Source organism: Ruegeria sp. SAZD011 (assembly GCF_059612545.1).
Map to the genome: position 1 here is coordinate 234,624 of NZ_JBXWQU010000026.1, position 21,816 is coordinate 256,439.

General features: G+C 62.6%; 22 protein-coding genes. 13 read left to right on the plus strand and 9 right to left on the minus strand.

Features of this window, described 5'->3' with window-relative positions:
* Positions 1-7 precede the first annotated feature (7 nt).
* Genes flgC through AC2FLM_RS14470 form a run of 8 tightly spaced genes read left to right on the plus strand, consistent with a single transcriptional unit; the run spans position 8 to position 4,198 of the window.
* The gene (gene flgC, locus AC2FLM_RS14435; RefSeq protein WP_496858822.1) at positions 8-400 is read left to right on the plus strand and encodes a flagellar basal body rod protein FlgC; all 393 of its coding nucleotides are present in this window, start codon (positions 8-10) and stop codon (positions 398-400) included.
* Between the two features lie 12 nt (positions 401-412).
* On the plus strand, positions 413-703 hold the full coding sequence (fliE, locus tag AC2FLM_RS14440; RefSeq protein ID WP_234221773.1) for a flagellar hook-basal body complex protein FliE: 291 nt from the start codon (positions 413-415) through the stop codon (positions 701-703).
* A gap of 3 nt (positions 704-706) precedes the next feature.
* Entirely contained in the window at positions 707-979 is a 273-nt protein-coding gene (locus AC2FLM_RS14445) for a flagellar biosynthetic protein FliQ (protein ID WP_496858824.1), read from the plus strand.
* Positions 979-1,692 (plus strand): flagellar hook-basal body complex protein, encoded by a 714-nt coding sequence (locus AC2FLM_RS14450; protein ID WP_496858826.1) that lies wholly within the window; start codon positions 979-981, stop codon positions 1,690-1,692. The genes AC2FLM_RS14445 and AC2FLM_RS14450 overlap by 1 nt, the downstream gene beginning before the upstream one ends.
* Positions 1,693-1,714: 22 nt before the next feature.
* Positions 1,715-2,500: a flagellar basal-body rod protein FlgG gene (flgG, locus tag AC2FLM_RS14455; RefSeq protein ID WP_234139990.1), complete on the plus strand. Its 786-nt coding sequence runs from the start codon at positions 1,715-1,717 to the stop codon at positions 2,498-2,500.
* Positions 2,500-2,916 (plus strand): flagellar basal body P-ring formation chaperone FlgA, encoded by a 417-nt coding sequence (gene flgA / locus AC2FLM_RS14460; RefSeq protein WP_234221769.1) that lies wholly within the window; start codon positions 2,500-2,502, stop codon positions 2,914-2,916. The genes flgG and flgA overlap by 1 nt, the downstream gene beginning before the upstream one ends.
* Positions 2,913-3,653, plus strand: a complete 741-nt coding sequence (gene flgH / locus AC2FLM_RS14465; RefSeq protein ID WP_496858829.1) for a flagellar basal body L-ring protein FlgH — start codon at positions 2,913-2,915, stop codon at positions 3,651-3,653. The genes flgA and flgH overlap by 4 nt, the downstream gene beginning before the upstream one ends.
* Positions 3,654-3,661: 8 nt before the next feature.
* Complete coding sequence (locus AC2FLM_RS14470) at positions 3,662-4,198, plus strand: flagellar basal body-associated protein FliL (RefSeq protein ID WP_496858831.1); 537 nt, start codon at positions 3,662-3,664, stop codon at positions 4,196-4,198.
* A 93-nt stretch (positions 4,199-4,291) separates the two neighbouring features.
* Here the strand turns inward: AC2FLM_RS14470 and AC2FLM_RS14475 are convergent, their stop codons facing one another.
* From AC2FLM_RS14475 to AC2FLM_RS14500, 6 genes are all read right to left on the minus strand, one after another.
* Positions 4,292-4,705, minus strand: coding sequence for a hypothetical protein (locus AC2FLM_RS14475; protein ID WP_496858833.1), 414 nt, complete (start codon positions 4,703-4,705; stop codon positions 4,292-4,294).
* A complete protein-coding gene (gene flhB / locus AC2FLM_RS14480) occupies positions 4,699-5,787 on the minus strand; it encodes a flagellar type III secretion system protein FlhB (RefSeq protein ID WP_496858835.1) in 1,089 nt (362 codons plus the stop codon). Before flhB ends, AC2FLM_RS14475 begins: the two co-directional genes overlap by 7 nt.
* Positions 5,784-6,557, minus strand: a complete 774-nt coding sequence (locus AC2FLM_RS14485; protein ID WP_496858837.1) for a flagellar biosynthetic protein FliR — start codon at positions 6,555-6,557, stop codon at positions 5,784-5,786. The genes flhB and AC2FLM_RS14485 overlap by 4 nt, the downstream gene beginning before the upstream one ends.
* On the minus strand, positions 6,554-8,581 hold the full coding sequence (flhA, locus tag AC2FLM_RS14490; protein WP_496858862.1) for a flagellar biosynthesis protein FlhA: 2,028 nt from the start codon (positions 8,579-8,581) through the stop codon (positions 6,554-6,556). Before flhA ends, AC2FLM_RS14485 begins: the two co-directional genes overlap by 4 nt.
* 69 nt (positions 8,582-8,650) lie before the next feature.
* Positions 8,651-9,349 (minus strand): lytic transglycosylase domain-containing protein, encoded by a 699-nt coding sequence (locus AC2FLM_RS14495; RefSeq protein WP_496858839.1) that lies wholly within the window; start codon positions 9,347-9,349, stop codon positions 8,651-8,653.
* Between the two features lie 52 nt (positions 9,350-9,401).
* Positions 9,402-10,040, minus strand: a complete 639-nt coding sequence (locus AC2FLM_RS14500) for a TetR/AcrR family transcriptional regulator (RefSeq protein WP_234139999.1) — start codon at positions 10,038-10,040, stop codon at positions 9,402-9,404.
* 105 nt (positions 10,041-10,145) lie between these two features.
* Here AC2FLM_RS14500 and AC2FLM_RS14505 point away from each other — a divergent pair, with 105 nt between their 5' ends.
* Genes AC2FLM_RS14505 through AC2FLM_RS14520 form a run of 4 tightly spaced genes read left to right on the plus strand, consistent with a single transcriptional unit; the run spans position 10,146 to position 16,478 of the window.
* Positions 10,146-11,714 carry a trimethylamine methyltransferase family protein gene (locus tag AC2FLM_RS14505; RefSeq protein ID WP_496858841.1) on the plus strand — a complete coding sequence of 523 codons (1,569 nt, stop codon included), beginning with the start codon at positions 10,146-10,148 and terminating at the stop codon, positions 11,712-11,714.
* A gap of 9 nt (positions 11,715-11,723) precedes the next feature.
* Complete coding sequence (locus tag AC2FLM_RS14510; protein WP_496858843.1) at positions 11,724-13,769, plus strand: oxidoreductase; 2,046 nt, start codon at positions 11,724-11,726, stop codon at positions 13,767-13,769.
* A 1-nt stretch (position 13,770) separates the two neighbouring features.
* Positions 13,771-14,502 carry an NAD(P)-binding domain-containing protein gene (locus AC2FLM_RS14515; protein ID WP_496858845.1) on the plus strand — a complete coding sequence of 244 codons (732 nt, stop codon included), beginning with the start codon at positions 13,771-13,773 and terminating at the stop codon, positions 14,500-14,502.
* On the plus strand, positions 14,499-16,478 hold the full coding sequence (locus AC2FLM_RS14520) for an oxidoreductase (RefSeq protein WP_496858847.1): 1,980 nt from the start codon (positions 14,499-14,501) through the stop codon (positions 16,476-16,478). The genes AC2FLM_RS14515 and AC2FLM_RS14520 overlap by 4 nt, the downstream gene beginning before the upstream one ends.
* Here the strand turns inward: AC2FLM_RS14520 and AC2FLM_RS14525 are convergent.
* Both AC2FLM_RS14525 and AC2FLM_RS14530 read right to left on the minus strand, forming a co-directional pair.
* Complete coding sequence (locus tag AC2FLM_RS14525) at positions 16,475-18,925, minus strand: PAS domain-containing hybrid sensor histidine kinase/response regulator (protein WP_496858849.1); 2,451 nt, start codon at positions 18,923-18,925, stop codon at positions 16,475-16,477. The genes AC2FLM_RS14520 and AC2FLM_RS14525 overlap by 4 nt on opposite strands.
* Before the next feature lie 82 nt (positions 18,926-19,007).
* On the minus strand, positions 19,008-19,490 hold the full coding sequence (locus AC2FLM_RS14530; protein WP_496858851.1) for a putative pterin-binding protein: 483 nt from the start codon (positions 19,488-19,490) through the stop codon (positions 19,008-19,010).
* A gap of 334 nt (positions 19,491-19,824) precedes the next feature.
* On the opposite strand from AC2FLM_RS14530, the gene AC2FLM_RS14535 reads away from it, so the two are divergent.
* A complete protein-coding gene (locus AC2FLM_RS14535) occupies positions 19,825-20,439 on the plus strand; it encodes a response regulator transcription factor (protein ID WP_234144656.1) in 615 nt (204 codons plus the stop codon).
* Between the two features lie 13 nt (positions 20,440-20,452).
* On the opposite strand, the gene lptF is transcribed toward AC2FLM_RS14535, so the two are convergent.
* Positions 20,453-21,580: an LPS export ABC transporter permease LptF gene (lptF, locus tag AC2FLM_RS14540; RefSeq protein ID WP_496858853.1), complete on the minus strand. Its 1,128-nt coding sequence runs from the start codon at positions 21,578-21,580 to the stop codon at positions 20,453-20,455.
* Between the last annotated feature and the right edge of the window lie 236 nt (positions 21,581-21,816).

Sequence of the window (21,816 nt, forward strand, 5' to 3'; positions counted from 1 at the left end):
GGCTGAGATGAGCGAATTTTCCAAATCCCTCTCGGTGACCGCCAGCGCGCTGCGCGCTCAGGCCACCCGCCTGCGCCATGTGTCCGAAAACATCTCGAACGCGGACACGCCGGGCTATCGCCGCAAGACGGTCCCGTTCGAGGTAGAGCGCGGCCGTGACGACGGGGTCGAGCGCGTCACCACCGGCCGGGTCAAACTCGACCGGCAGCAATTGCCCGACATCTTTGACCCCTCGCACCCGCTGGCCGACGAGACCGGCCACTACAAGGGGTCGAATGTCGACCTGATGATCGAGATCGCCGACGCCCGCGAGGCACAGCGCAGCTACGAGGCGAATCTCAAGCTTTTCGACCAGGCGCGGCAGATGTCCGCAAGCCTGATGGAACTTCTCCGCAAATAAAGGACAGCCAGAATGGATATCCGCAGCCTCTCCGCAGCCCAGGCCTATGCCTCGGCCCGCCCCGCCACCCAGGCGGACCCCAAGGACGACAGCGCCGCCCAGGGCCTGCGCGGCACATTCCAGGACTTTGCCGCCACCTTGCAACACAGCGAGGACCTCGCCCAATCGGCGATGATCGGCAAGGCCGACCCACATGCGCTGGTACAGGCATTGGCGCAGTCGGAACTGGCGGTCGAAACCGCCGTCACCGTCCGCAACAAGGTGGTCGAGGCCTATCAGGAAATCCTCCGGATGCCGGTCTGAGCCATGATGAGCGAAGGCCTGTTCTATGACACGGTCCGACAGGGGCTGTGGATCGCGGTGGTTACCTCGGTCCCGATCCTGTCGGTGGCGTTGATCGCCGGTCTGGCGGTGGGTCTGTTCCAGGCCCTGACCTCGATCCAGGAGATGACGCTGACCTTTGTGCCGAAACTGGCCGCCATCGTGATCGTGTTCTGGATCTCGATGGGTTTCATGACCCAGACGCTCGTCAACTATTTCACCACAACCCTCATTCCGCTGATTTCGGGAGGTGTCTGATGGAAACGCCCAGCTATGCCATCCTGTCGCGACAATCCGGGCTTTTGAACGAAACCCGCGTCGTGGCCAACAATATCGCCAATGCCGCCACCTCGGGCTATCGCCAGCAAGGGCTGGTGTTTTCCGAATTCGTGCGCGGTGGGCTTGGAACCTCGTCGCTGTCCATGGCGCGCGGTCAGGTGCGCAACACCTCGCAGGAACAAGGGGTGCTGACCCAGACCGGCGGTGATTTCGATCTGGCCATCGACGGCGAGGGGTTCTTCATGCTCGAAACCCCGGGCGGCGAACGGCTGACCCGCGCTGGCAGCTTTACCCCGAACGCTCAGGGCGATCTGGTCAATGTCGATGGCTATCGGCTGATGGATGCCAATGGCGCACCCGTCTTTGTGCCCCCGGATATCGACGGTGTCCGTATCGGCCCCGATGGCACGATCAGCGGCGGCGGGCGCTTGCTGGGTCAGATCGGCCTGTTCAAGCCAGTCGACCCGCATGGGCTGATCCGAGAGGGCGGCGTGTTCTTTCGCGCCGATGACGGCACCGAACCGATCGAGGGCGCCAGCATCATGCAGGGCTTTCTCGAAGGGTCGAACGTCAACGCGATCGACCAGGTCGCCCGGCTGGTCGAGGTCCAGCGCGCCTATGAGTTGGGCCAGAGCTTCCTCCAGTCCGAAGACGAACGCATCCGCAACGCCGTGAACAGCCTGCTGCGCTGATCCCAAACCAAGGAGCCCCAGAATGCGCGCCCTGAAAATCGCCGCCACCGGCATGTCCGCCCAGCAGATGCGGGTCGAGACGATCTCGAACAACCTCGCCAACATGAACACCACCGGCTACAACGCCCGCCGTGCCGAGTTTGCCGACCTGCATTACCAGCAGATCGCGCGTGCCGGAACGGTGAACGCCGCCGACGGCACCGTATTGCCGACCGGCGTGCAGCTTGGCCTGGGGGTCCGCCCGGCAGCAGTGACGGTTCATCTGGAACAGGGCGCGTTGTCGGCCACCGGCAACGATCTGGACCTGGCCATCGAGGGACGCGGCTATTTCGAGGTGACGCTGCCCTCGGGCCAGTCGGCCTTTACCCGCGACGGGTCGCTGAAACGCTCTGCCGAGGGGCTGATCGTCACCTCGGACGGGTTGTCGGTGGCCCCCGAGATCACCATTCCCAGCGATGCGCGGTCGATCTCGATCAACGCCTCGGGCGAGGTCTATGCCTATTTCGACGATGCCGCCGAGGGCCAGCTGCTGGGCCAGGTCACGCTGGCCGGTTTCACCAATGCCAAGGGATTGGAAGCTATCGGCAGCAACCTGTTCAAGGAAACCGAGGCCTCGGGCGCGCCGATCACCGGCAACCCGGGCGAGGACGGGCTGGGCACCCTGCGCCAGGGCTATCTCGAGGACAGTTCGGTCGACGCGGTGCGCGAGGTGACCGAACTGATCGAGGCCCAGCGCGGATATGAGATGAACGCCAAGGTCATCTCGGCGGTGGACCAGATGATGAGCGCCACCACGCAGGTGCGCTGATGCGGAAACTTGGCCCGATCCTCGCCCTTGTCCTGGCCCAGGCGGCAACCGCCGAGGTGCTGGTGCCCACCCGCACCATCCGCGCCAAGGAGATCATCGGCGCCGAGGATCTGATGCTGAAATCCGCCGAGGTCCCGGGCAGCTTCACTGACCCCGACGAGGTGGTCGGGCAAGAGGCACGCGTCGCGCTCTATCCCGGGCGGCCGATCCGGTACGACGATGTTGGCCCTCCCGCCATCGTCGACCGCAATGATCTGGTGACGCTCTTTTTCGACAATGGCCCGCTGGTCATCACTACCGAAGGTCGCGCGCTGGGTCGCGGTGCGGCTGGAGATGTCATCCGGGTGATGAACCTGACGTCCCGCACCACCGTTTCCGGCCAGATTCGGCCCAATGGCTCCATCGAGGTGAAATGATGCAGAAATGTCCTTCCCCCAAAACCCTGATTGCCGCGCTGGTGGTGCTGTCGGCCTGTGGCCGCGCCGATCACCTGGGCAAGGCGCCCAGCTTTACCCCGAACACCGAGTCGCCCGAGCATGTGGCCATGCTCTGGCCCGGCCTGCCACTCCACACACAGCCGCAACGCTCGGTCGATCGTGCGTCGCTGTGGAGCGGCGGCCAGAACTCGCTGCTGGGCGATCAGCGGGCGATGAAGAAGGGCGACATTCTGACCGTGGTCATCCAAATCGACGAAAAGGCCGAGATCTCGAATGACACCAACCGGTCGCGTTCGGGTTCGGAAAGCCTGGGCGTGCCGCATCTTCTGGGCCTGCCGCAGCGGATCGATGAAAAACTGCCCGATGGCGCGTCGATGAGCAACGCGGTCGCAGTCGATTCCTCCAGCGCTTCGGGCGGCAAGGGATCGGTGAAACGCAAGGAAAAGCTGACCCTGCGGGTGGCCGCAACCGTGGTCGACGTCCTGCCCAACGGCGTCTTGTCGATCACCGGTTCGCAGGAGCTGCGAGTGAATTTCGAACTGCGCGAGCTTCTGGTTTCTGGCTATGTGCGGCCCGAGGATATCTCGCGCCAGAATGAGATCACCTATGACAAGATCGCCTCGGCGCGAGTGTCTTATGGTGGTCGCGGCCAGATCACCGATGTGCAGCAACCGCGCTATGGCCAGCAGGTGCTGGACATGGTCCTGCCGTTCTGAGGTCGGCCATGTTGGGAAAACTGCTTCCGGTCCTTTTCCTTGTTTTAGGCCTTGGCGCCGGGGTCGGCGCCGGGATGTTCCTTGGCCCCAAACCACCGCAGGACGCCGCGCAGGCAAGCGACCAGGCCAGTAACCACGACAAAGAAAACCCATCCAAGGTCAAATCCGACGATCACGCCAAGCCAAAGCCATCCGACGATCACGGGGCCGAGGATTCGGGCAATGAATACGTCAAGATGAACAAGCCCTTTGTCGTGCCACTCGTGCACAAGGACCAGATCAGCGGCCTTGCCACGGTGTCGCTCAGCCTCGAGGTGCAGCCCGGCTTCAGCGAGAATTTCTTCGCCAAGGAACCCAAGCTGCGCGACGGTTTTCTTCAGGTCCTGTTCGATCACGCCAATATCGGTGGATTCGATGGTGCCTTTACCCGCCCCGGAAACCTCGACCCGCTGCGCGTTGCCCTGCTCGAATCGGCTCGGAAGGCCTTTGGCGATACGATCGTCAGCGTTCTGATCGTCGATATCGCCCGTCAGGACTCGTACTGAGCGGAGCCTGAGTCTCAGCCCCATTCGTCCAACCGAGGATCAGGACCCTGTCGCCAGGCGGGGCATCACCGCATCAGCATCGTCCAGCGCGATCTAGCGCAGCGCGGCGTCACGACAAAGCGCGTCGAGCTGTGCCTTGCGGCGGGCTTTCGCTAGGGAAGACGTCTCGTCCCTTGCGATCTGCGCGATTGCCTGCTTGCGGCCAAAAGCGCGTTTCAACGCGTCCATCATCAACAACCGCTTGGCCCTTGCGCGCGCAAGATCGGAGTTGAGTTGGCGGCGGGTCCGGCTCTCCCACCCCTGCCACAGGATGTCAGCACCAACCGAGCGATAGCCATGATCACCCGCTCCCTCGGCGCGTATGCGGGCGACCTGCTCGTCGAGCCTGGCAATCTGCGACGCGATACGCGCCTCTTCCTCCAGAACGGCTCGAATCCGCTCGTATTCGCGCAGATAGAGCGCCTCTCCCACGCGTGTCATCTGGTCCAGCACCGACTGTCTCACCATGCCCTCCCCTTGGCCCGTTTGCGCATCGCCTCGGCAAAGCGGATCGCGGCTGCGACCGGGCGATAATGCTCTTCTGAAATCTCCTGCCCGATCTCGACACCGGCATGCAGCGCCCGCGCGGTGGGCGGATCGGAATGGATCGGCACCCCGGCCTCGGCCGCGCTGCGGCGGATTGCGGCGGCAACCTCGTCGACCCCCTTGGCCACGCAGATCGGCGCCGCGCCGGGCAGACGCGACCATTTCAACGCAACCGCGTAATGGGTCGGGTTGACGATCACCACATCGGCGCCCGGCACATCGGCCAGCATCTGGTTCATCGCGATTTCCTGTCCCTTCTGGCGCCGCTTCTGCTTCATATGCGGATCGCCCTCGGCATCCTTGGTCTCGTCCATCAACTCCTTGCGGGACATCATGTTCTTGCGGATATGCTCGGCATGCTGCCACAGATAGTCGATGGCCCCGATCACCAGCGCCACCGTCGCCACCAGGAACATGAACCGCATCAACAGCCGCGCCATCAGCAACACCGACTGACTCGCCTCCATCCCCGCGGACGAGACGATGTCGGACAGGTTCAGCTTGATGAAGAAGCCCAGACAGACCGAATAGAGCAGCAATTTGACAAAGCTCTTGGCGAATTCGAACAGACCGCCGCGCCCGAACTTGTTCTTGGCGTTCTGCAGGATCGAAATGCGCGAGAACTTGGGGACCAGCTTGCTGGGGGCGATGACAAAGGCCCGCTGGGCAACCACCGACAGGATCACTGCCGCCGCCGGGACCAGGAACCAGGGCAGGATCGCCGCCCCCACCGTTCCCATCAGCCCGCCGACCGACCCACCAGCACGCCCCTCGAAGACAAGGCGCGACAGGCCATCCGCCTGGCCGATCAACACCGTCAGCGCGGTGCCCAATTTGGTTACGCTCGCCGCACCCAGCGCTGACAGTGCCAGCAACAATCCGGCATAGGCCGCCACCACCGACAAGTCGGCGGATTTGGCAACCTCTCCCTTTTCCCGCGCTTTCTGGAGCTTTTGCGGGGTCGGATCGAATGACTTGTCGCTGTCGTCGTCCTGTCCGCTCATGGGCGTGCCCCAACCGGATCCTGGAAAAAGCTCCACAACGCGTCGAGCCAGACCGACAGCAAAAGCGGTGTGCCAACCAAAAGCAACGCCATGCCGCCAAAGGTAATCACCGGCGCACCCACAAAGGCCACCATCAGCTGTGGCATCGCCCGGTTGATGGCCCCGAGCGTCAGGTTATAGATCAGAGAGGCGATGACAAACGGCGCCGCCAGCCCGAAGGCCAGCGCGAACATGCGGCCGACCTGGGCGACACCCCATTGGCTGAGGTCTCCGGGATGGGGCAGCTTGCCGATCGGAAAGATCGAGTAGGAGTGGATCAGAAATTCGGCCACCCGCACATGCAGGCCCGACATCACCGCCAGCGCCAACCCACCCATCATCAGCAGATGGCCCATGGCGGGCGTCGGCTCGGCCACTGCATTGCCCAGCAGTTGGGACAGCGATGTGGCCTGCGCCGCGATCATGCCCGCCACCTGCAGGGCCATGGCAAACAGCCGGATGCCCAGCCCCATGACCAGCCCAGCCAATACCTCGGTTCCGGCAAGGGCGGTGAATTGCAGGACATTTGTGACCTCGGGGGCAGCCGGCGCAGCCGGGGCCACGATCACGGCAAAGGCGGTAGCGACCCCCAGACGCACCCGCATCGGGATCGATTGCTCGCCAAAGGCGGGCAGGACCGAGACCAGGGCGGAAACCCGGAGGAACACGGCAAAGAGCTGCCACAGCTCGCCCGAGATCAGCGCCAGCAACTCGGGCGGCAACGCGATCATACGGGCACCTGTCCCACCAGCGCCGGGCGCGCCTCCATCCCGATTTCCTCGAAAGAGAGGACCGGGTTCGAAATGCCGCGCGCCCGCAGGATGGTGCGCAGAAAGCGGCGGCGGCGGGTCGAAGTCACCAGCGCCGCGAATATCCCCTGCCCCGCCGTCTGCGACAGGCGTTTGGCAACGCCATCGGCCAGCTTGTTGAAGAGATCCGGTGGCAGCGCAATATCAAGCCCGCCGCCGGCACAATCGACCTGATAGGTGGCAAAGGCATCCTCCCATTCCGGCGCCAGCTGAACCAGCGGGATCGATCCATCGGCGCGTTTCATCTCGGCCACCAGTTGAAAGCCCAGCCGCTGGCGGACATGTTCACAGATCGCTTCGGGCTGGGTGGTGGCCAGACGCGCCTCGGCCACCGCTTCGAGGATCAGGGGCATGTTTCGGATTGACACGCGTTCCTCGAGCAGCAGGCGCAGCACCGCGTGCAGCGTGTCGATGGGCACCTTGTCAGGGATCAGCTCGTCCAAGAGTTTCTGATTGGCCTCGGACCGGACAGGATCGGACAGGCGGGTCATCTCGGACAACAGGCGGCGCAGCGATTTCAGCGTCAGCAGGCGGGCAAAGTTCTGTTTGATCACTTCCAGCAGATGGGTGGCCAATATCTCGGGAGGGCTGACGATGGTCGCACCCGACAAGGCCGCCGCCTCCTGGTCCTTGGGCAGGATCCAGCGGGCGGGCGCGCCATAGACCGGCTCGGTCACGTCCTCGCCCGCGGGCAGCGCATCGGGATGGTCGGTCATCAACGCCAGCACCAGATCGGGATGCAGCACGCCGCGCACCTGCTCGACACCCTGCACCTTGATCACATAGGTGCCCTGAGGCAGTTCGGCCTGATCGGTGAGGCGGATATCTGGCAGGATCAGCCCATAGATCGAAGCCACGTGAGTTCGCATATTGGCGATGCGCGCGTCCAGCCCGGTGCCCGGATCCAACGCCATACCCACCAGATCGGGGGCGAATTCCAGGTGCACATCGTCAAGATCGAGGATATCGCCGATCCCCTGTCGCGCGACGGGTGTCTGTTCCTCGCTGATCCGGGCGGCGCTCTCGGCCTCTTGTTTCTGTTTCAGGCGCATCCGCCAGGCAGCATATCCCAGAACCGCCCCGCCCGAGATGAAGGGCAGGAACGGCAGGCCGGGCACCAGCGCGAACAGAACCATCAACAGGGCCACCGTGGCCAGCGCCGCCGGATGCTTGCCCAGTTGCGCGAACAGCGCATTGTCGGTGGCGCCCTGGGTACCGCCCCGCGCCAACAGCAGCGCCGAGGCGATCGAGATGATCACGGCCGGGATCTGCGATACCAGACCGTCGCCTACGGTGAGGATGGCATAGGTCTCGAACGCGGCGCTCATCGGCATGCCATGTACGATGACGCCCATGATCAGACCCATGATCAGGTTCAGCAGGGTGATCAGCAGCCCGGCGATGGCATCGCCCTTGACGAATTTCGACGCACCGTCGAGCGAGCCGAAAAAGGTGGTTTCCTGCTGCTCCAGCTCACGTCTCGCCTTCGCCTCCTGATGGTCGATGGCGCCTGCGGACATGTCGCTGTCGATGGCCAGCTGCTTGCCCGGCATGCCGTCGAGTGCAAAGCGCGCGCCAACCTCGGCCATGCGGGCGGCGCCCTTGGTGATCACCATGAAGTTGACGATCAGGAGAACGCCAAAGACCACCAGCCCCAGAAACACGCTGCCGCCCATCACGAACTGGGCAAACCCCTCGATCACGTCGCCGGCGGCGTTCGGGCCGGTATGACCCTGGCCGATGATCAGCTTGGTCGAGGACACATTCAGAGACAGCCGCAGCATCAGCGAGGCGAGCAGGATGGTCGGAAAGGCCGAGAAATCGAGCGGCCGCTCGATAAACAGGGTCAGGGTAAAGATCAGGATCGCCAGCGCGAACGAGGCAGCGAGGCCGATATCCAGAACCCAGGCTGGCATCGGCAGAATCATCATCACGATGATCGCCATCAGGGCAAGCGCCAGCAGAACCGTGGGGCTGAACAGCGTTTCGGTGGAAAGCTTGGGCACGGCGCGATCCTAGTTGAACGAGATGAAGGGGCGGTCGCCCGATCCGGTTGCAAACAGTGATCCCAGCCGGGCCGGGCCAGATGACGCATCCTGCCGGGCGAGCAAGGGTTGAGGCCCGCGAGAGCCAGACCCTTGCCTTGGTTCAGGCAGCGGCCCCTCGCCCAGCGCCGCGCGGGTCCGGTCGAACCGCGAGGCATAGGCATCGGCCAGGGATTGCGTGCGCGAGTGATAAGCCCCCGCCGCCGCCGACCAGGACCCCAGTTCGCCGAACAGGTCGTTCAGGAACCGGGCGGCATAATCGGCATTTTGCTCGGGGTCGAACATCTCCTCGATCGAAGAAAAGCCCTGGCTGTGCCAGCGGTAGTTGATCTGGAAACAGCCGACGTCAAAGCTGCGGGCGCCGGATTTGAACCGCTCGAACACGAATTTGCGGGCGGCATATTCGGTTGGAAACCAATGCCCCGCCCCCTCCATATTGACTGTCCAAGGCCAGGGCGCCAACTGGCCGTCACTGCGGCGACCGGTCTCGACCCGCGTAATCGCACGCAGAACGTCGAGCGGGACACCGTGGCGGCTGGCCGCACGGCGCGCGGCCTCGTCACAAAGGGACGACACGCCGGGATCGAGCTTTGCCTGTGCCGGTGCTGGCGCAAGCAGCGCGGTGAGCCACACGACCGCGGCCAAGCGGTAAATCAGGTTCAAGGGCATTCTGCCTGTCCGGGGATTCTTCCAATTCCCCAGAGGCTATCGCCCGCCAAGTTTACATCTGGTTAGCAGCCGCCCGCCATTTGGCCGCGTGCCGCGACAGGAACCGGTCCACATCCGCCTGATCCGGAGTGACGCCGGTAAACACCTCGACATAATCGGGCATGTTGGCGATGCGGATATCGGGATGTTCCTCGATCTGCATCGAGATATAGCCGACCTGCGTATACATCACGGTCAGCGACCGTACCCGGGCCTGATTCTCGGGATAGCCAAAGCGCTGGAACATGCCCGCCACCGCGTCCTGACGGGCCTGATCGGCCCGGTCCAGTCGCAGTTGCAACGCGGGATCGTTGCGCGCCCAGTTGCGAATCGCCAGATCCAGACGCGCGTCGAACAGCCCGTCATCCAGCCAGCAGTCGAAAAGGTTGAACATCGCCTCGACAATGCTTTCGGCAAATGCATTGACGCGGGCCACCAGATTACCAGTGTTCTTCTCTTCCCAGCGCTGGATCATCGCCTCGAGAAGGGCCTCGCGATCCTTGAAATACCAATAGAAGCCGGTGCGTGACACACCCAGCTTTTGCGCCAGGGGCATGATCTTCACCGCCTCGACGCCGTTTTCAGTCAACAATTCATAGGCCGCGTCCAACCAGGCGCTTTCGGATCCGGTGTGTTTGGGTGCCAGTGACATGACCGATGAGGTAGCAGGATTGACACCTATGCACAAGTTTCTTGACACATGTGTCGAGTCGCGTTCAAGAATATCCATCCAACCCGATTTCGGCAGGTAGTTTACATGAGCGAACAGACATCCCCACGGACCCGTCGGTCCCGCCGCGCCTCTGGCAAGGCAGGCCGGTCCGCTGAACCCGGCCAGAACCTGCACCTGCGCGTGCCGTTCATCTCCCGACGCATTCCCGCGTATGATCTTTTGAGTGACGAGGCGCTCGAACGGATCGAGGCAACCGCCGACCGTATCCTGGCCGAGATCGGGATAGAACTGCGCGACGACGCCGAGGCGATGCGGCTCTACAACCAGGCCGGGGCCCAGGTCACCGAGCTGCGGGCCGATGCCTGGAATGTCAGGTTCGAGCCGGGGATGCTGCGCGAGATCCTGAAAACCGCGCCTGCACGCTTCACCCAGCATGCACGCAACCCGGCCAACACGGTCGAAATCGGCGGCGACGCGATGGTGTTCGCACCTGCCTATGGCTCGCCCTTCGTTATGGATATGGACAATGGCCGCCGCTACGGCACCATCCAGGATTTCCAGAACCTGATCAAGTTGGGCCAGTCCTCGCCCTGGCTGCACCATTCCGGCGGCACCATCTGCGAACCCACCGATATCGCCGTGAACAAACGGCACCTGGACATGGTCTATTCGCACATGCGCTATTCCGATCGCGCCTTTCTGGGCTCGATCACCGCACCGGAACGGGCCGCCGACAGTATCGAGATGTGCCGCATTCTGTTCGGCGCGGAGTTTGTCGACCAGAACTGCGTGATCATGGGCAACTTCAACACCACCTCGCCACTGGTGCTGGACGGTGTCACCACCGGAGGTATCCGCACCTATGCCGAGGCCGGACAGGGGTCGATCCACCTGCCGTTCCTGCTGGGGGGTGCGGTATCGCCGCTGACCATGGCCGGAGCCGTCGCGCAATGCCTCGCCGAATCGATGGCATCCAGCGCGCTCACTCAGCTGGTGCGCCCCGGTGCACCCGCGATCCTGGCGGGCTTCCTGTCGTCGATGAGCCTGCGCTCGGGCAGCCCAACCTTTGGCACGCCCGAACCGGCGCTGGGCTCGCTGGTAATGGGACAGCTGGCACGCCGCCTGAACATGCCGCTGCGCTGCGCCGGCAACTTCTCGACCTCCAAGGCGCCCGACGGGCAGGCCATGCAACAGGCGATGATGTCGATGATGTCGGCGGTTCAGGGCGGCGCCAACTACATCCTGCATTCCGCGGGATTCGTCGACGGTCTGCTCAGCATGTCCTATGAGAAATTCGTGATGGACACCGACATGTGCGGCGCGCTGCATTCCTACCTTGCCGGGATCGAGGTTAACGAGGATACGCTGGGCTTTGAGGCACTGGCGCAGAACGGGCCGGGCGAACACCTGTTCGGCACCGACCACACCCTGCGCCACTATGAAACCGCCTATTGGGACAGTGGCCTGAACGACGACCAGACCCACGAAACATGGTCGGAACAGGGCAGCGCCGACTATGCCCAGCGCGCCAATCAGCGGTGGAAGGATATCCTGAACACCTACGAGGCGCCGCCGATGGACGACGCCACCGACGAGGCGCTGCGCGATTTCATTGACCGCAAGAAAGCATCCATGCCCGACGCCTGGTATTGAGGACATATCATGAGCCGTGATCCGCTGCTGCAACCCTTTCAGCTGAAACACCTGACCCTGAAGAACCGGATCATGACCACCGCGCATGAACCGGCCTATCCCGAAGACGGCATGCCGAAACAGCGCTATGCGGCCTATCACGCCGAACGCGCGCGCGCGGGCGTGGCGCTGGCGATGACCGCCGGATCAGCGGCGGTATCGCGCGACAGCCCGCCGGTCTTCAACAACATCCTGGCCTACAAGGACGAGGTGGTGCCGTGGATCCGGCAACTGACCGATGCCTGCCACGACCATGGCTGCGCGGTGATGATCCAGCTGACCCATCTGGGCCGCCGCACCGGCTGGAACAAGGGCGAGTGGTTGCCCTCGGTCAGCTCGTCCCGGCACCGGGAACCGGCGCACCGCGCCTTTCCGAAACTGGCCGAGGACTGGGATATCGCCCGCATCATCTCGGATTTCGCCGACGCCGCCGAACGGATGAAAGAGGGGGGCATGGACGGGATCGAGTTGCAGGTTTATGGCCACCTGCTGGATCAGTTCTGGTCGCCGCTGACCAACGATCTGGACGGGCCTTATGGCGGGCAATCCCTTGAGAGCCGGATGAAGATGCCGCTGGACGTGCTCCGCGCGGTGCGGGCACGGGTCGGCGACGAGTTCATAGTCGGCCTACGCTATACCGCCGACGAGGCGGCAGAGGGCGGCATCGGCCCCGAAGAGGGGATCGAAATCTCGAAACGGCTGGCAGATACCGGCATGGTCGATTTCCTGAACGTGATCCGCGGCCGCATCCACACCGATCCGGCGATGACCGACGTGATCCCGGTGCAGGGCATGAAAAGCGCCCCCCATCTGGATTTCGCGGGCGAGGTGAAGAAGGCGACCGGCATGCCGACCTTCCATGCCGCGCGTATCCCCGATGTGGCGACCGCGCGCCACGCGGTCACCTCGGGGCTGCTGGACATGGTGGGCATGACCCGTGCGCATATGGCCGACCCCCATATCGTGCAGAAGATCGTCGAGGGGCGCGAGGACGACATTCGACCCTGTGTCGGGGCCACCTATTGCCTCGACCGGATCTATCAGGCGGGCGAGGCGCTGTGCATCCACAACCCGGCCACCGGTCGCGAATTGACCATGCCGCATACGATCGCCCGCGCTGAAACGCCCAAACGCGTGGTTGTCGTTGGCGCCGGGCCAGCAGGGCTCGAGGCCGCCCGTGTCGCCGCCGAACGTGGCCACCATGTCACCGTGTTCGAGGCCCAGCCCGATCCCGGCGGCCAGGTCCGCCTGACCGCGCAGAACCCGCGCCGGCGCGAGATGATCGGGATCATCGACTGGCGCATGGCCCAATGCGCCGCCCGCGATGTCGAGTTCCGATTCAACACCTGGGCCGAGGCGGCGGATGTAACCGCGCTGAACCCCGATGTGGTGATCATCGCCACCGGCGGTCTGCCCAATACCGAACTGTTTGAGACCGGACGCGAGAATAATCTGGTGGTCAGTGCCTGGGACCTGATCTCGGGCGATGTGAAACCGGCGCAGAATGTTCTGATCTATGACGAGAGCGGTGACCACCCGGCGCTGATGGCGGCCGAGGTCGCTGCCAATGCCGGTGCAAAGGTCGAGGTGATGACCCCAGACCGCATGTTCGCGCCCGACATCATGGGCATGAACCTGGTGCCGTATATGCGTGCACTTCAGGACAAGGATACCACCTTTACGGTGACCCGCCGCCTGTTGGACGTAACCCGCGACGGCAACCAGCTGCGCGCCAAGATCGGCACTGATTACAGTAGCTTCACCAGCGACAAGACCTATGATCAGGTGGTGGTCAACTATGGCACCATGCCGATGGCCGATCTCTATTTCGATCTCAAGCCTCTGTCCCGCAATGGGGGCGAGATCGACTATGACGCGCTGATCGCAGGCACCCCGCAGAGGGTCGAAACCAACAACGACGGCGCATTCCAGCTGTTCCGCATCGGCGACGCGGTCAGCGCCCGCAACACTCATGCGGCAATCTATGATGCGCTGAGGTTGGTGAAGGATATCTGACATGCGGATCGGGGTGCTCGGAACCGGAACCATCGCAACCGCCGTCGTGCACGGTATCGCGGGCGACGGACATGCGATCACCGTATCCGAACGCAGCGCGGCCAATGCGCAGGCCTTGGCCGCGGCCTATCCTGACGTCTCTGTCGCGGCCAATCAGGCAGTCTTGGACCAGAGCGATATCATCATCCTGGGCCTGATGGCCGAACAGGCGGTCGAGATCCTCGGCGCGCTCACTTTCCGCGACGGGCAACAAGTTATCACACTGATGGCCGGCGCCACGCTGGAGGAGGTGGACAGCATGGTCGCCCCCGCCCGCGCGGTGGCGATAATGATGCCCTTTCCGAGTATCGCACAGGGCGGTTCGGCCATCATGATGCAGGGTGACACCGATCTGATCGCTGCGCTCTTTGGTGCCCGTAACCGGATCTTCGCAGTCAGGGATGCGGCCGAGATGTCAGCCTATCTCTGCGCCCAGGCTGTGCTGTCACCGGTGACCCGGATGGTGCATGACGCGGCGGGCTGGCTGGGCGAACGCGTTTCGGACCCTGAACAGGGCGAGGCATTTCTGCGCGCGCTGGTTTCCTCGAGTCTGGCCGATACAGATTGCGCCAGCCTGATCGCCGCACTCAACACGCCGGGCGGCTATAACCAGCGGCTACGGCTGCATATGGAGGATACCGGCATGGGCGAAAGCCTGCGCGCGGGCCTCGACCACCTGGAGACCGGTGCATGAATTTCAAACATGTCTTTACCCCGGTTCAGCTGCGCCACAAACAGCTGAAGAACCGGATCGTGTTCGGTGCTCATACCACCAACATGGCCCGTGACGGTCTGCCGGGTGACCAGCACCTGGCCTATTACGAGGAACGCGCCATGGGCGGCGCCGCGATGATCGTGGTCGAGCCCATGCCGGTCCATGCCGCCGCCGTTCTGACACGCGGCAACTTCCGCCATTCCAGCGATGACGTGATCCCGTATTTCGCCCTCGTCACCCAGGCCTGCAAGGCACATGGCACGGTGATGATCCAGCAGCTCTATCATGTCGGCGCGCATGGCGACTGGGACAATTCCTGGCACGCCAACTGGTCACCCTCGGGCGGGCCCAGCTATCACGACAACGATGGCAGCCACGCCATGACCGAGGATGAGATCGAGGAAACCATTCAGGGCTTTGTCGATGCCGCGATCAGGTGCCAGAAATCCGGGTTTGACGGGGTCGAGGTCTGGGCCGCCTATCACTGCCTGCTTGACCAGTTCTGGACCCCGTTTTCCAACCAGCGCAGCGACCAATGGGGCGGCTCGCTTGAAAACCGCACCCGTCTTTCGCGCGAAATCATGGCGCGCATCCGCGCCGCCTGCGGCCCTGATTTCATCATCGGCCTGTCGGTGAACGACGATTCGGACAAGCCCGTGTGCCTCAGCCATGACGAGATGGTCGAGATCGTGGCGCTGCACGACGCCCAAGGGCTGATGGACTATGTCACCGTCGGCGCGGGCAGCTATTTCGACTTCTACAAGCTTTTGCCCAGTTTCCAGTATGCCGAAAACCTCGGCGCCGATCTGGCCGAGCGGCTGAAACAGGCGAACCTGACCGCGCTGGTCACCGCCGAGGCCAATATCCGCACTCCCGACAACGCCAATACGGTGCTGGGAGCAGGGCGGGCCGATCTGGTGTCGATCGTGCGCGGCCAGATCGCTGACCCGCATCTGGTGGCCAAGGCCGAACGCGGCGCACCCGAGGACATTCGCGGTTGCCTCAGCTGCAACCAGCAATGCTGGGGCCGGCGCGGGCGCGATTACTATATCTCCTGCCTGGTGAACCCCTCGGCCGGGCATGAATACCTCTGGGGCGGCGACCGGTTCACACCTGCGCAGACCCCTAAAACCGTGCTGGTGGTAGGCGGCGGCCCTGCCGGGCTGGAATGCGCCCGGGTCGCTGCCGAGCGCGGCCACCGGGTGATCCTGGCCGAGGCGGGCCCCGAATTGGGCGGGCAATTCCGGCTCGCCGGGCTGCAACCACGCCGGGCCCAGATCACCGACCTGATCGGCTGGTACGAACGCCAGCTGCGCCAGCTTCAGGTCGAGATCCGCTATAACACCTATCTGGATGCCGAGGATGTCGCCGCCATCGGTGCCGACCACGTGATACTGGCCACCGGCTCTACCCCGCCCGAAACGGGGTTCCAGAAGGCGCTGCCGCATGTGGCCCGCCTACCGGGGATCGAAGGCGGGCAGGTCTGGTCGATCCAGGACGTGATGACCCGAGCCGCCCGGTTGGGGAACCATGTCGTTCTGGTGGACGAGGGCGGCAACTGGCGCGGCATCGGCACCGCCTGGCATCTGGCGGAAAAGGGCCACAAGGTCACGCTTGTCACCCCCGACGCCATGGTCGGGCGGGAACTGGCGCGCTCGGCCACTGATTTCCCGGCCCGTGCCACGCTGGCAGGACTTGGGGTGCGGTTCGTCACCGAAAGCGCGCTGACAAGGTGGAGCGACGCAGGCGCAGAGGTGATGTCGCTTCTCACCGGCCAGTCCGAAATCATCGCTGCCGACAGTCTGGTACTGGCTACCGCCAACACGCCTGAAACAGCTCTGGCACAAGAGTTGCGGGAGATGGGGATCGAGGCCACCAGCATCGGCGATGCCGCCGCGCCGCGACTGGCCGCCGCCGCCATCCACGAGGGGCGCAAGACCGGACTGACGCTTTAGCGCCTCGTGGTCTCAGCCCGCGTGGCCTCCAGTTCCATTTTTAACCGCTCCAGCATGATGCCCCGGCGCAGCGGCCATTCGGCAGCGCTGATGGTTTCGATCTCTTGCAGCAACATATGCAGATCGGCCCGCCCCAGGATCGCGGCAGAGCCAGCCTGTTCATGCACGCGCGCCTTCAGTGCATCAGACAGCTCCCCATGGCTCAGATCATCGGATATGCCACACAGCGCGTCGACCATTTCCAATAGATAACCGCGATAGCGCACTTCTCCGAACCGGCTGATGAAATCTTGTGCGACCGAAGGATCGGCGACCTGTGCCGTCGCCGATACGGGGAGCGCGCTGCCCAGTGCTTTTTCCAGCTGAGCCATCGAGATCGGCTTGGCAAGAAACCGGTCAAATCCCGTGGCAACGAAACGCTCCATGTCCTCTTCCCGCGCATGGGCGGTAATCGCGATCGCGGGCGCGCTCGACGAAGGACCCTGTTGCGCCCGGATTTCATGCAGGGTTTCCAGGCCATCCTTGCCCGGCATGCTGATATCGACAAGCAGCAGATCATACCGACGCTTTGAAGCGGTAGAGACCCCCTCGAACCCGTTCCGGGCAAGCGCAACCTCACATCCGAAATCCTGCAACATATCCTGAAGCAGCATCCGGTTGATGTCGTTGTCTTCGATAACCAATACCCGCTTGCCAGCAAGCGCGCGCGGAACACGCGCGCCCTTCTCGCTTTCGGTCACATCCTCTGCCATGTCGCCCGGCCCCAACGGCAGGCGGATCAGGAACAGACTGCCCTCGTTCTCGATACTCTCGACCTCGATCTCACCTCCCATCGCCCAGACCAGCCGCCGGGTGATGCTCAGGCCCAGCCCGGTGCCGGGGTTCTCTCGGTCATAGGCGGTATCGATGGTGACGAATTCGTCGAATATCCGCTCAAGATCCGGAGCTGGAATGCCGATCCCGGTATCCGATATTCGAAACTCGACCTGACGACCGTCTGCAAGCCGCTCGACCTCAAGTGTGATCTCGCCGTCCCGTGTGAATTTGATCGCGTTGCCCAGAAGATTGATCAGCGCCTGTTGCAGAGCGATACGGTTACCCAGCACGATTCCCGGATCATCGCCGATCAGATCCGCGCGCAGCTGGTTGCCGCGTTCCTCTGCCGCGGCAATCAGGCTTTCGGTCAGGCGCTGGACCATGGGCATCAGGGCGAACGGCTCCTTGGGGAAATCGATCATCCCAGATTCCAGCCGCGACAGTTCCAAGACTCGGTTAACCTGGGTCAGCAGCAACTCGCCCGAAACCCGGATCGCACGCGCAAGGCGTAGCTGTTTGGGCGACAGCTGGTCCCGCTCGATAAGATCCAGAGAGCCAAGGATGCCGTTGAGCGGGGTACGCATCTCGTGGCTCATCACCGTCAATAGCTGCGCCTTGGCCTGGGCGCCTGCCTGCGCGGTGTCGCGCGCCTCGCGCAGCTCGTCCTCGGTTCTAAGCCGGTTGGTGATGTCTCGCAGGAACGAGACAAAAACTAGCTGATCGCTGGTCTCGGCAAGCGAAATCGAAAGCTCGACCGGAAACACCTCTCCAGATTTCCGCATCCCCTCCAGACGCAGATGCCCCCTGCCAACCACGCGGCTGGTGCCATGTTCACGAAAGCGCCGCATCCCCTCATCGTGGCGCGCGCGGTATTCCGGCGGGATGATCAGATCGGCCATTGGCTGGCCAAGTACCTCACTTTGGGCATAGCCGAACATCGCCTCGGCACCGCCGTTGAATTCGATGATGCGGCCATCGGTATCGACCACCAGCACAGCATCAAGAGACGATTGCACAGCAGCCTCGAAACGAGATTTGACCGCATCCTTTTCCGCCGAGACCATCTGGCTGCTTCGATAGAGCCTCAGCAGAAACAGCGCGACGATCGTCAACGCAACCAGCAACACCAGAACCGACAGCGCCAGACGCTTGAGGGTCTCCGAGACCTTGGCGCGCTGAATATCCGCCGCCCGGGCAGAGGTATTGACGATCGTCAGCGCCAAGTCTCGCAACTCGGGCGACACCTGTTCGACAAGACGCAGCAGTTCCGGCAATCGTTCCGCCAGGTCCTGCTCGGGCCCATCGACAATGGGCAGCGTCGCGTCCAGAAACAACCTCACCGATATGAGTCTATGCTGCACTTCGGGTATCGCGCGCGCCTGAGCATATAGCGCCCCGCGCAACACGATCTGCGTACGGCTGTAGAAGATGTCGAACCGGGTTCGCAATTGCTGAAGGTCGGTCGCGCCGCCATCTTGCGCCTTGAAGGCCGCGCTTTGAAGACGCAGCAGTTCGACCTCCAGCTGCGACATGTTCCAGCGGATATCATCGGTCGCGGCAGTCGACAGGGATTCGAGCCGCACCATCGCCTCGCGCCCAAGAAGCGCCGAATAGACGATCAGCACCAACACAAGTGCAAGCCAGAAGCCGGTCCTTAACCGGCGACGAAACGAACTGATCAATCCTGTGGCGATCTCGGTACCCCGGTGCTGGCTATTTTGGCACCTCCAGCCGGATCAGCTGCCAGATGCTTCGGGCATAGTATTCTTCGGTGTTATAGACCGGATTGTCATCATAGGGATACACGACCCACAATGGCCCCTTGTCACGGATCGACATCTGCTCGCCATTGTGCAGATAGGCCACCACCGGGCCGGGTTTGGTCGCATCCGAGGTTGGAATGTCGATCAGGTAATCGTTAACCGCGATCGCGGTAATCATGCCATCAGCGGCGCCGACATGATCGAGCAAGTCACGCAAGGCAACACCGCGAAACACTTGCTCACCTTCGGTCCAGATCGTGGTTGTGCGGATTTCGCTGACCGGCAGCGCCGTCAGGTCTTCGATGTCGAGGCTGATGACAGAGCCATCGGTTCCGGTGACAGAGAGAAGCTCTTCGCCAGCTTCTGCACCATGCCCAAAAGGCGCCAAAAACGTTCCCGCCACCAGGATCAGTGCCAACGCGACAGATTTCATGCCAACCTCCTAGAAAATCGCTACCAGTCGCCAGCCTATGTCAGTCCGATACCTTCGGAACACAACGCTTAGGGGTAGCGGTGTAGACTTTCGTATAGGTATAACCCTAATTTGAGCAGATTAGTTTACCCCAAGCGAGAGTGCTTTTCTTGACCCACAACCATGGCACAATGCGTTCTATCACACGGTCAGTGCCCTATGCCTGGATCGGTCGTGACACGAACAGCAGACATGCAGCCATTAGGAGAGGTATTTTCCCCTGTTCCACTCTGGCAGCCCTGCCCGCTCGCGGCTAAGATATCGCCAGTTACATTACGTAGAATTTGGGACACGCATGCGCATTCTTCTGGCGGACGATCACGCCCTCGTTCGGGATACAATCTCGGTCTATCTCAAGGCAGAAGGCGAGGCCGAAGTCGTGACGGTGCCCGATTTCAATTCCGCGATGGAATCCATCAGACACAATGGGCCGTTCGACCTGATCCTGCTCGATTTCAACATGCCCGGCATGAACGGGCTGGAGGGGCTGCGCCAGGCAATTCGACAGTCCGCCAAAACTCCGGTGGCGCTGCTTAGCGGGACCGCTCCCAATCGGATCGCACAAGAGGCGGTGGACGCTGGCGCAGCAGGGTTTGTTCCCAAATCGATGGCAGCAAAAAGCCTGTTGAACGCTGTTCGCTTCATGGTGGCAGGTGAGATCTTTGTGCCAAGCACCGTTCTGCTCGCCACTGATGAGCCGACGAGCGATGGCCTGAACGCCACTCTCAGCCAGCGCGAGAAACAAGTTCTCAACGGGCTCTGCCGGGGCATGCCGAACAAAGAGATCGCCCGCGAACTGGACTTGCAGGAGGTCACGATCAAGCTGCATGTCCGAACCTTGTGCAAGAAGCTGAACGCCAAGAACCGCACCCAAGCCGCGATGATTGCCCGGGATGCAGGGTTCGAATAGCTGTGATCCCGATCTAGCCGGGATCGGTCACAACACGCCGACGCAACCATATCGGGCGTCCGGCAATATTCAGGAACAGGATCGATACGGCGATGCCGCCCAGGGCCGGGGCATGCTGAACCCACCACAGACCGGGATGATCCGCGACAAAGGCAGTCGCCGTGCTGCGCATTCCTTCAAGAGCAATCAATCCGGCGAAGGCGGCGACCAGCTGTGGCCAGAGGCCAAAGCGCGAGAAAGTGCCCAGCATCAGGGTGGAGAATCCGATCAGGACAACCGCCACGCTGACACCCACCCAGGACAGCCGCTCCTGTATTTCCTCGGCGATCTCGCCTCTTGAATATGTCTCGGCAAGTTTGCTCCCGCCGAGCGCGGCCGCAAGTGCCAGGGTTGGCATGCCACGAATATCCTGCCGCCGTTCCGTATCTCGCTTGGCCAATGCCGAAATGTCGTACGAAAAATCACGAAACACCGTAGTCGACAGGGTCTTGCGCGCGGTTTCCATCTGCAAAGCGGTACCCTCGACCATCACCAGTGCGATCTGTTCGCCGTTACGGGCCAGAAACGCCTTGGAGCTTGTATAGGTCACCACGCGGTCGGGCGCACGGCGATCGGACAGATAGACGTCGTTGAGCGTCCCGTCCCGATCGATCTTACCGATATAGACGGTGACACCCTTCACCGGATGCATGAATTGCCCATCATTGAGGAGTTGCGCAGTCATATCACCGGCAACCTCGGCCTGCCGCGCCTCGAGCCTCAGCATCGCAGCGGGGCGCAGATAAAGCGTGATCGTGGCCAGCATCGCCGCACAGATAAGCCCGAACAGAATGACCGGCCGCGCCAGCCGGAACGGGCTGCTGCCGGTTGCCAGCATCACTGTCATCTCGCTTTCACGGTTCAGACGATTGGTAACGTAGACCGTTGCGCAAAAAGCCGCCATCGGCATCACGGTGCGAACCAGTGTCGGCAGGGTCAATGCCGTAAATTCGAGCGCGACCATAGCTGTCTGGCCGCTGCTGATCAGCCGGTCAAACAGGCTGACCGCCTTGCTGATCCAGAATACACCCACCAGAACAAAGGCAAAGAAACCACACAGAACAAGCAGTTGGCGCAGGAAATATCCATCGAACTTTGACATGCGGGCTTTCGCGGAATGGTCTGTCGTTCGCGGCACAATAATCTAGCGCTGCGGGATACGGAACCGCCGTTTTCTCACGGGCACGTGGAAGGATAACGGATAGGTTCTGGCTTCCCATGCATTTTCAGGGACGGTTCGATCTGTGCAGGGGAGGACATGTTTAGAGAGTATTGAGTATTTATTAGGTTTGGCGGTGACCTACTCTCCCGGGGCTTTAGCCCGAGTACCATTGGCGC

Coding starts and splice junctions, on each gene's coding strand:
- flgC (WP_496858822.1), top strand. CDS start 8: ATGAGCGAATTTTCCAAATCCCTCTCGGTGACCGCCAGCGCGCTGCGC.
- fliE (WP_234221773.1), top strand. CDS start 413: ATGGATATCCGCAGCCTCTCCGCAGCCCAGGCCTATGCCTCGGCCCGC.
- AC2FLM_RS14445 (WP_496858824.1), top strand. CDS start 707: ATGATGAGCGAAGGCCTGTTCTATGACACGGTCCGACAGGGGCTGTGG.
- AC2FLM_RS14450 (WP_496858826.1), top strand. CDS start 979: ATGGAAACGCCCAGCTATGCCATCCTGTCGCGACAATCCGGGCTTTTG.
- flgG (WP_234139990.1), top strand. CDS start 1,715: ATGCGCGCCCTGAAAATCGCCGCCACCGGCATGTCCGCCCAGCAGATG.
- flgA (WP_234221769.1), top strand. CDS start 2,500: ATGCGGAAACTTGGCCCGATCCTCGCCCTTGTCCTGGCCCAGGCGGCA.
- flgH (WP_496858829.1), top strand. CDS start 2,913: ATGATGCAGAAATGTCCTTCCCCCAAAACCCTGATTGCCGCGCTGGTG.
- AC2FLM_RS14470 (WP_496858831.1), top strand. CDS start 3,662: ATGTTGGGAAAACTGCTTCCGGTCCTTTTCCTTGTTTTAGGCCTTGGC.
- AC2FLM_RS14475 (WP_496858833.1), bottom strand. CDS start 4,705: ATGGTGAGACAGTCGGTGCTGGACCAGATGACACGCGTGGGAGAGGCG.
- flhB (WP_496858835.1), bottom strand. CDS start 5,787: ATGAGCGGACAGGACGACGACAGCGACAAGTCATTCGATCCGACCCCG.
- AC2FLM_RS14485 (WP_496858837.1), bottom strand. CDS start 6,557: ATGATCGCGTTGCCGCCCGAGTTGCTGGCGCTGATCTCGGGCGAGCTG.
- flhA (WP_496858862.1), bottom strand. CDS start 8,581: ATGGCGATCATCGTGATGATGATTCTGCCGATGCCAGCCTGGGTTCTG.
- AC2FLM_RS14495 (WP_496858839.1), bottom strand. CDS start 9,349: ATGCCCTTGAACCTGATTTACCGCTTGGCCGCGGTCGTGTGGCTCACC.
- AC2FLM_RS14500 (WP_234139999.1), bottom strand. CDS start 10,040: ATGTCACTGGCACCCAAACACACCGGATCCGAAAGCGCCTGGTTGGAC.
- AC2FLM_RS14505 (WP_496858841.1), top strand. CDS start 10,146: ATGAGCGAACAGACATCCCCACGGACCCGTCGGTCCCGCCGCGCCTCT.
- AC2FLM_RS14510 (WP_496858843.1), top strand. CDS start 11,724: ATGAGCCGTGATCCGCTGCTGCAACCCTTTCAGCTGAAACACCTGACC.
- AC2FLM_RS14515 (WP_496858845.1), top strand. CDS start 13,771: ATGCGGATCGGGGTGCTCGGAACCGGAACCATCGCAACCGCCGTCGTG.
- AC2FLM_RS14520 (WP_496858847.1), top strand. CDS start 14,499: ATGAATTTCAAACATGTCTTTACCCCGGTTCAGCTGCGCCACAAACAG.
- AC2FLM_RS14530 (WP_496858851.1), bottom strand. CDS start 19,490: ATGAAATCTGTCGCGTTGGCACTGATCCTGGTGGCGGGAACGTTTTTG.
- AC2FLM_RS14535 (WP_234144656.1), top strand. CDS start 19,825: ATGCGCATTCTTCTGGCGGACGATCACGCCCTCGTTCGGGATACAATC.
- lptF (WP_496858853.1), bottom strand. CDS start 21,580: ATGTCAAAGTTCGATGGATATTTCCTGCGCCAACTGCTTGTTCTGTGT.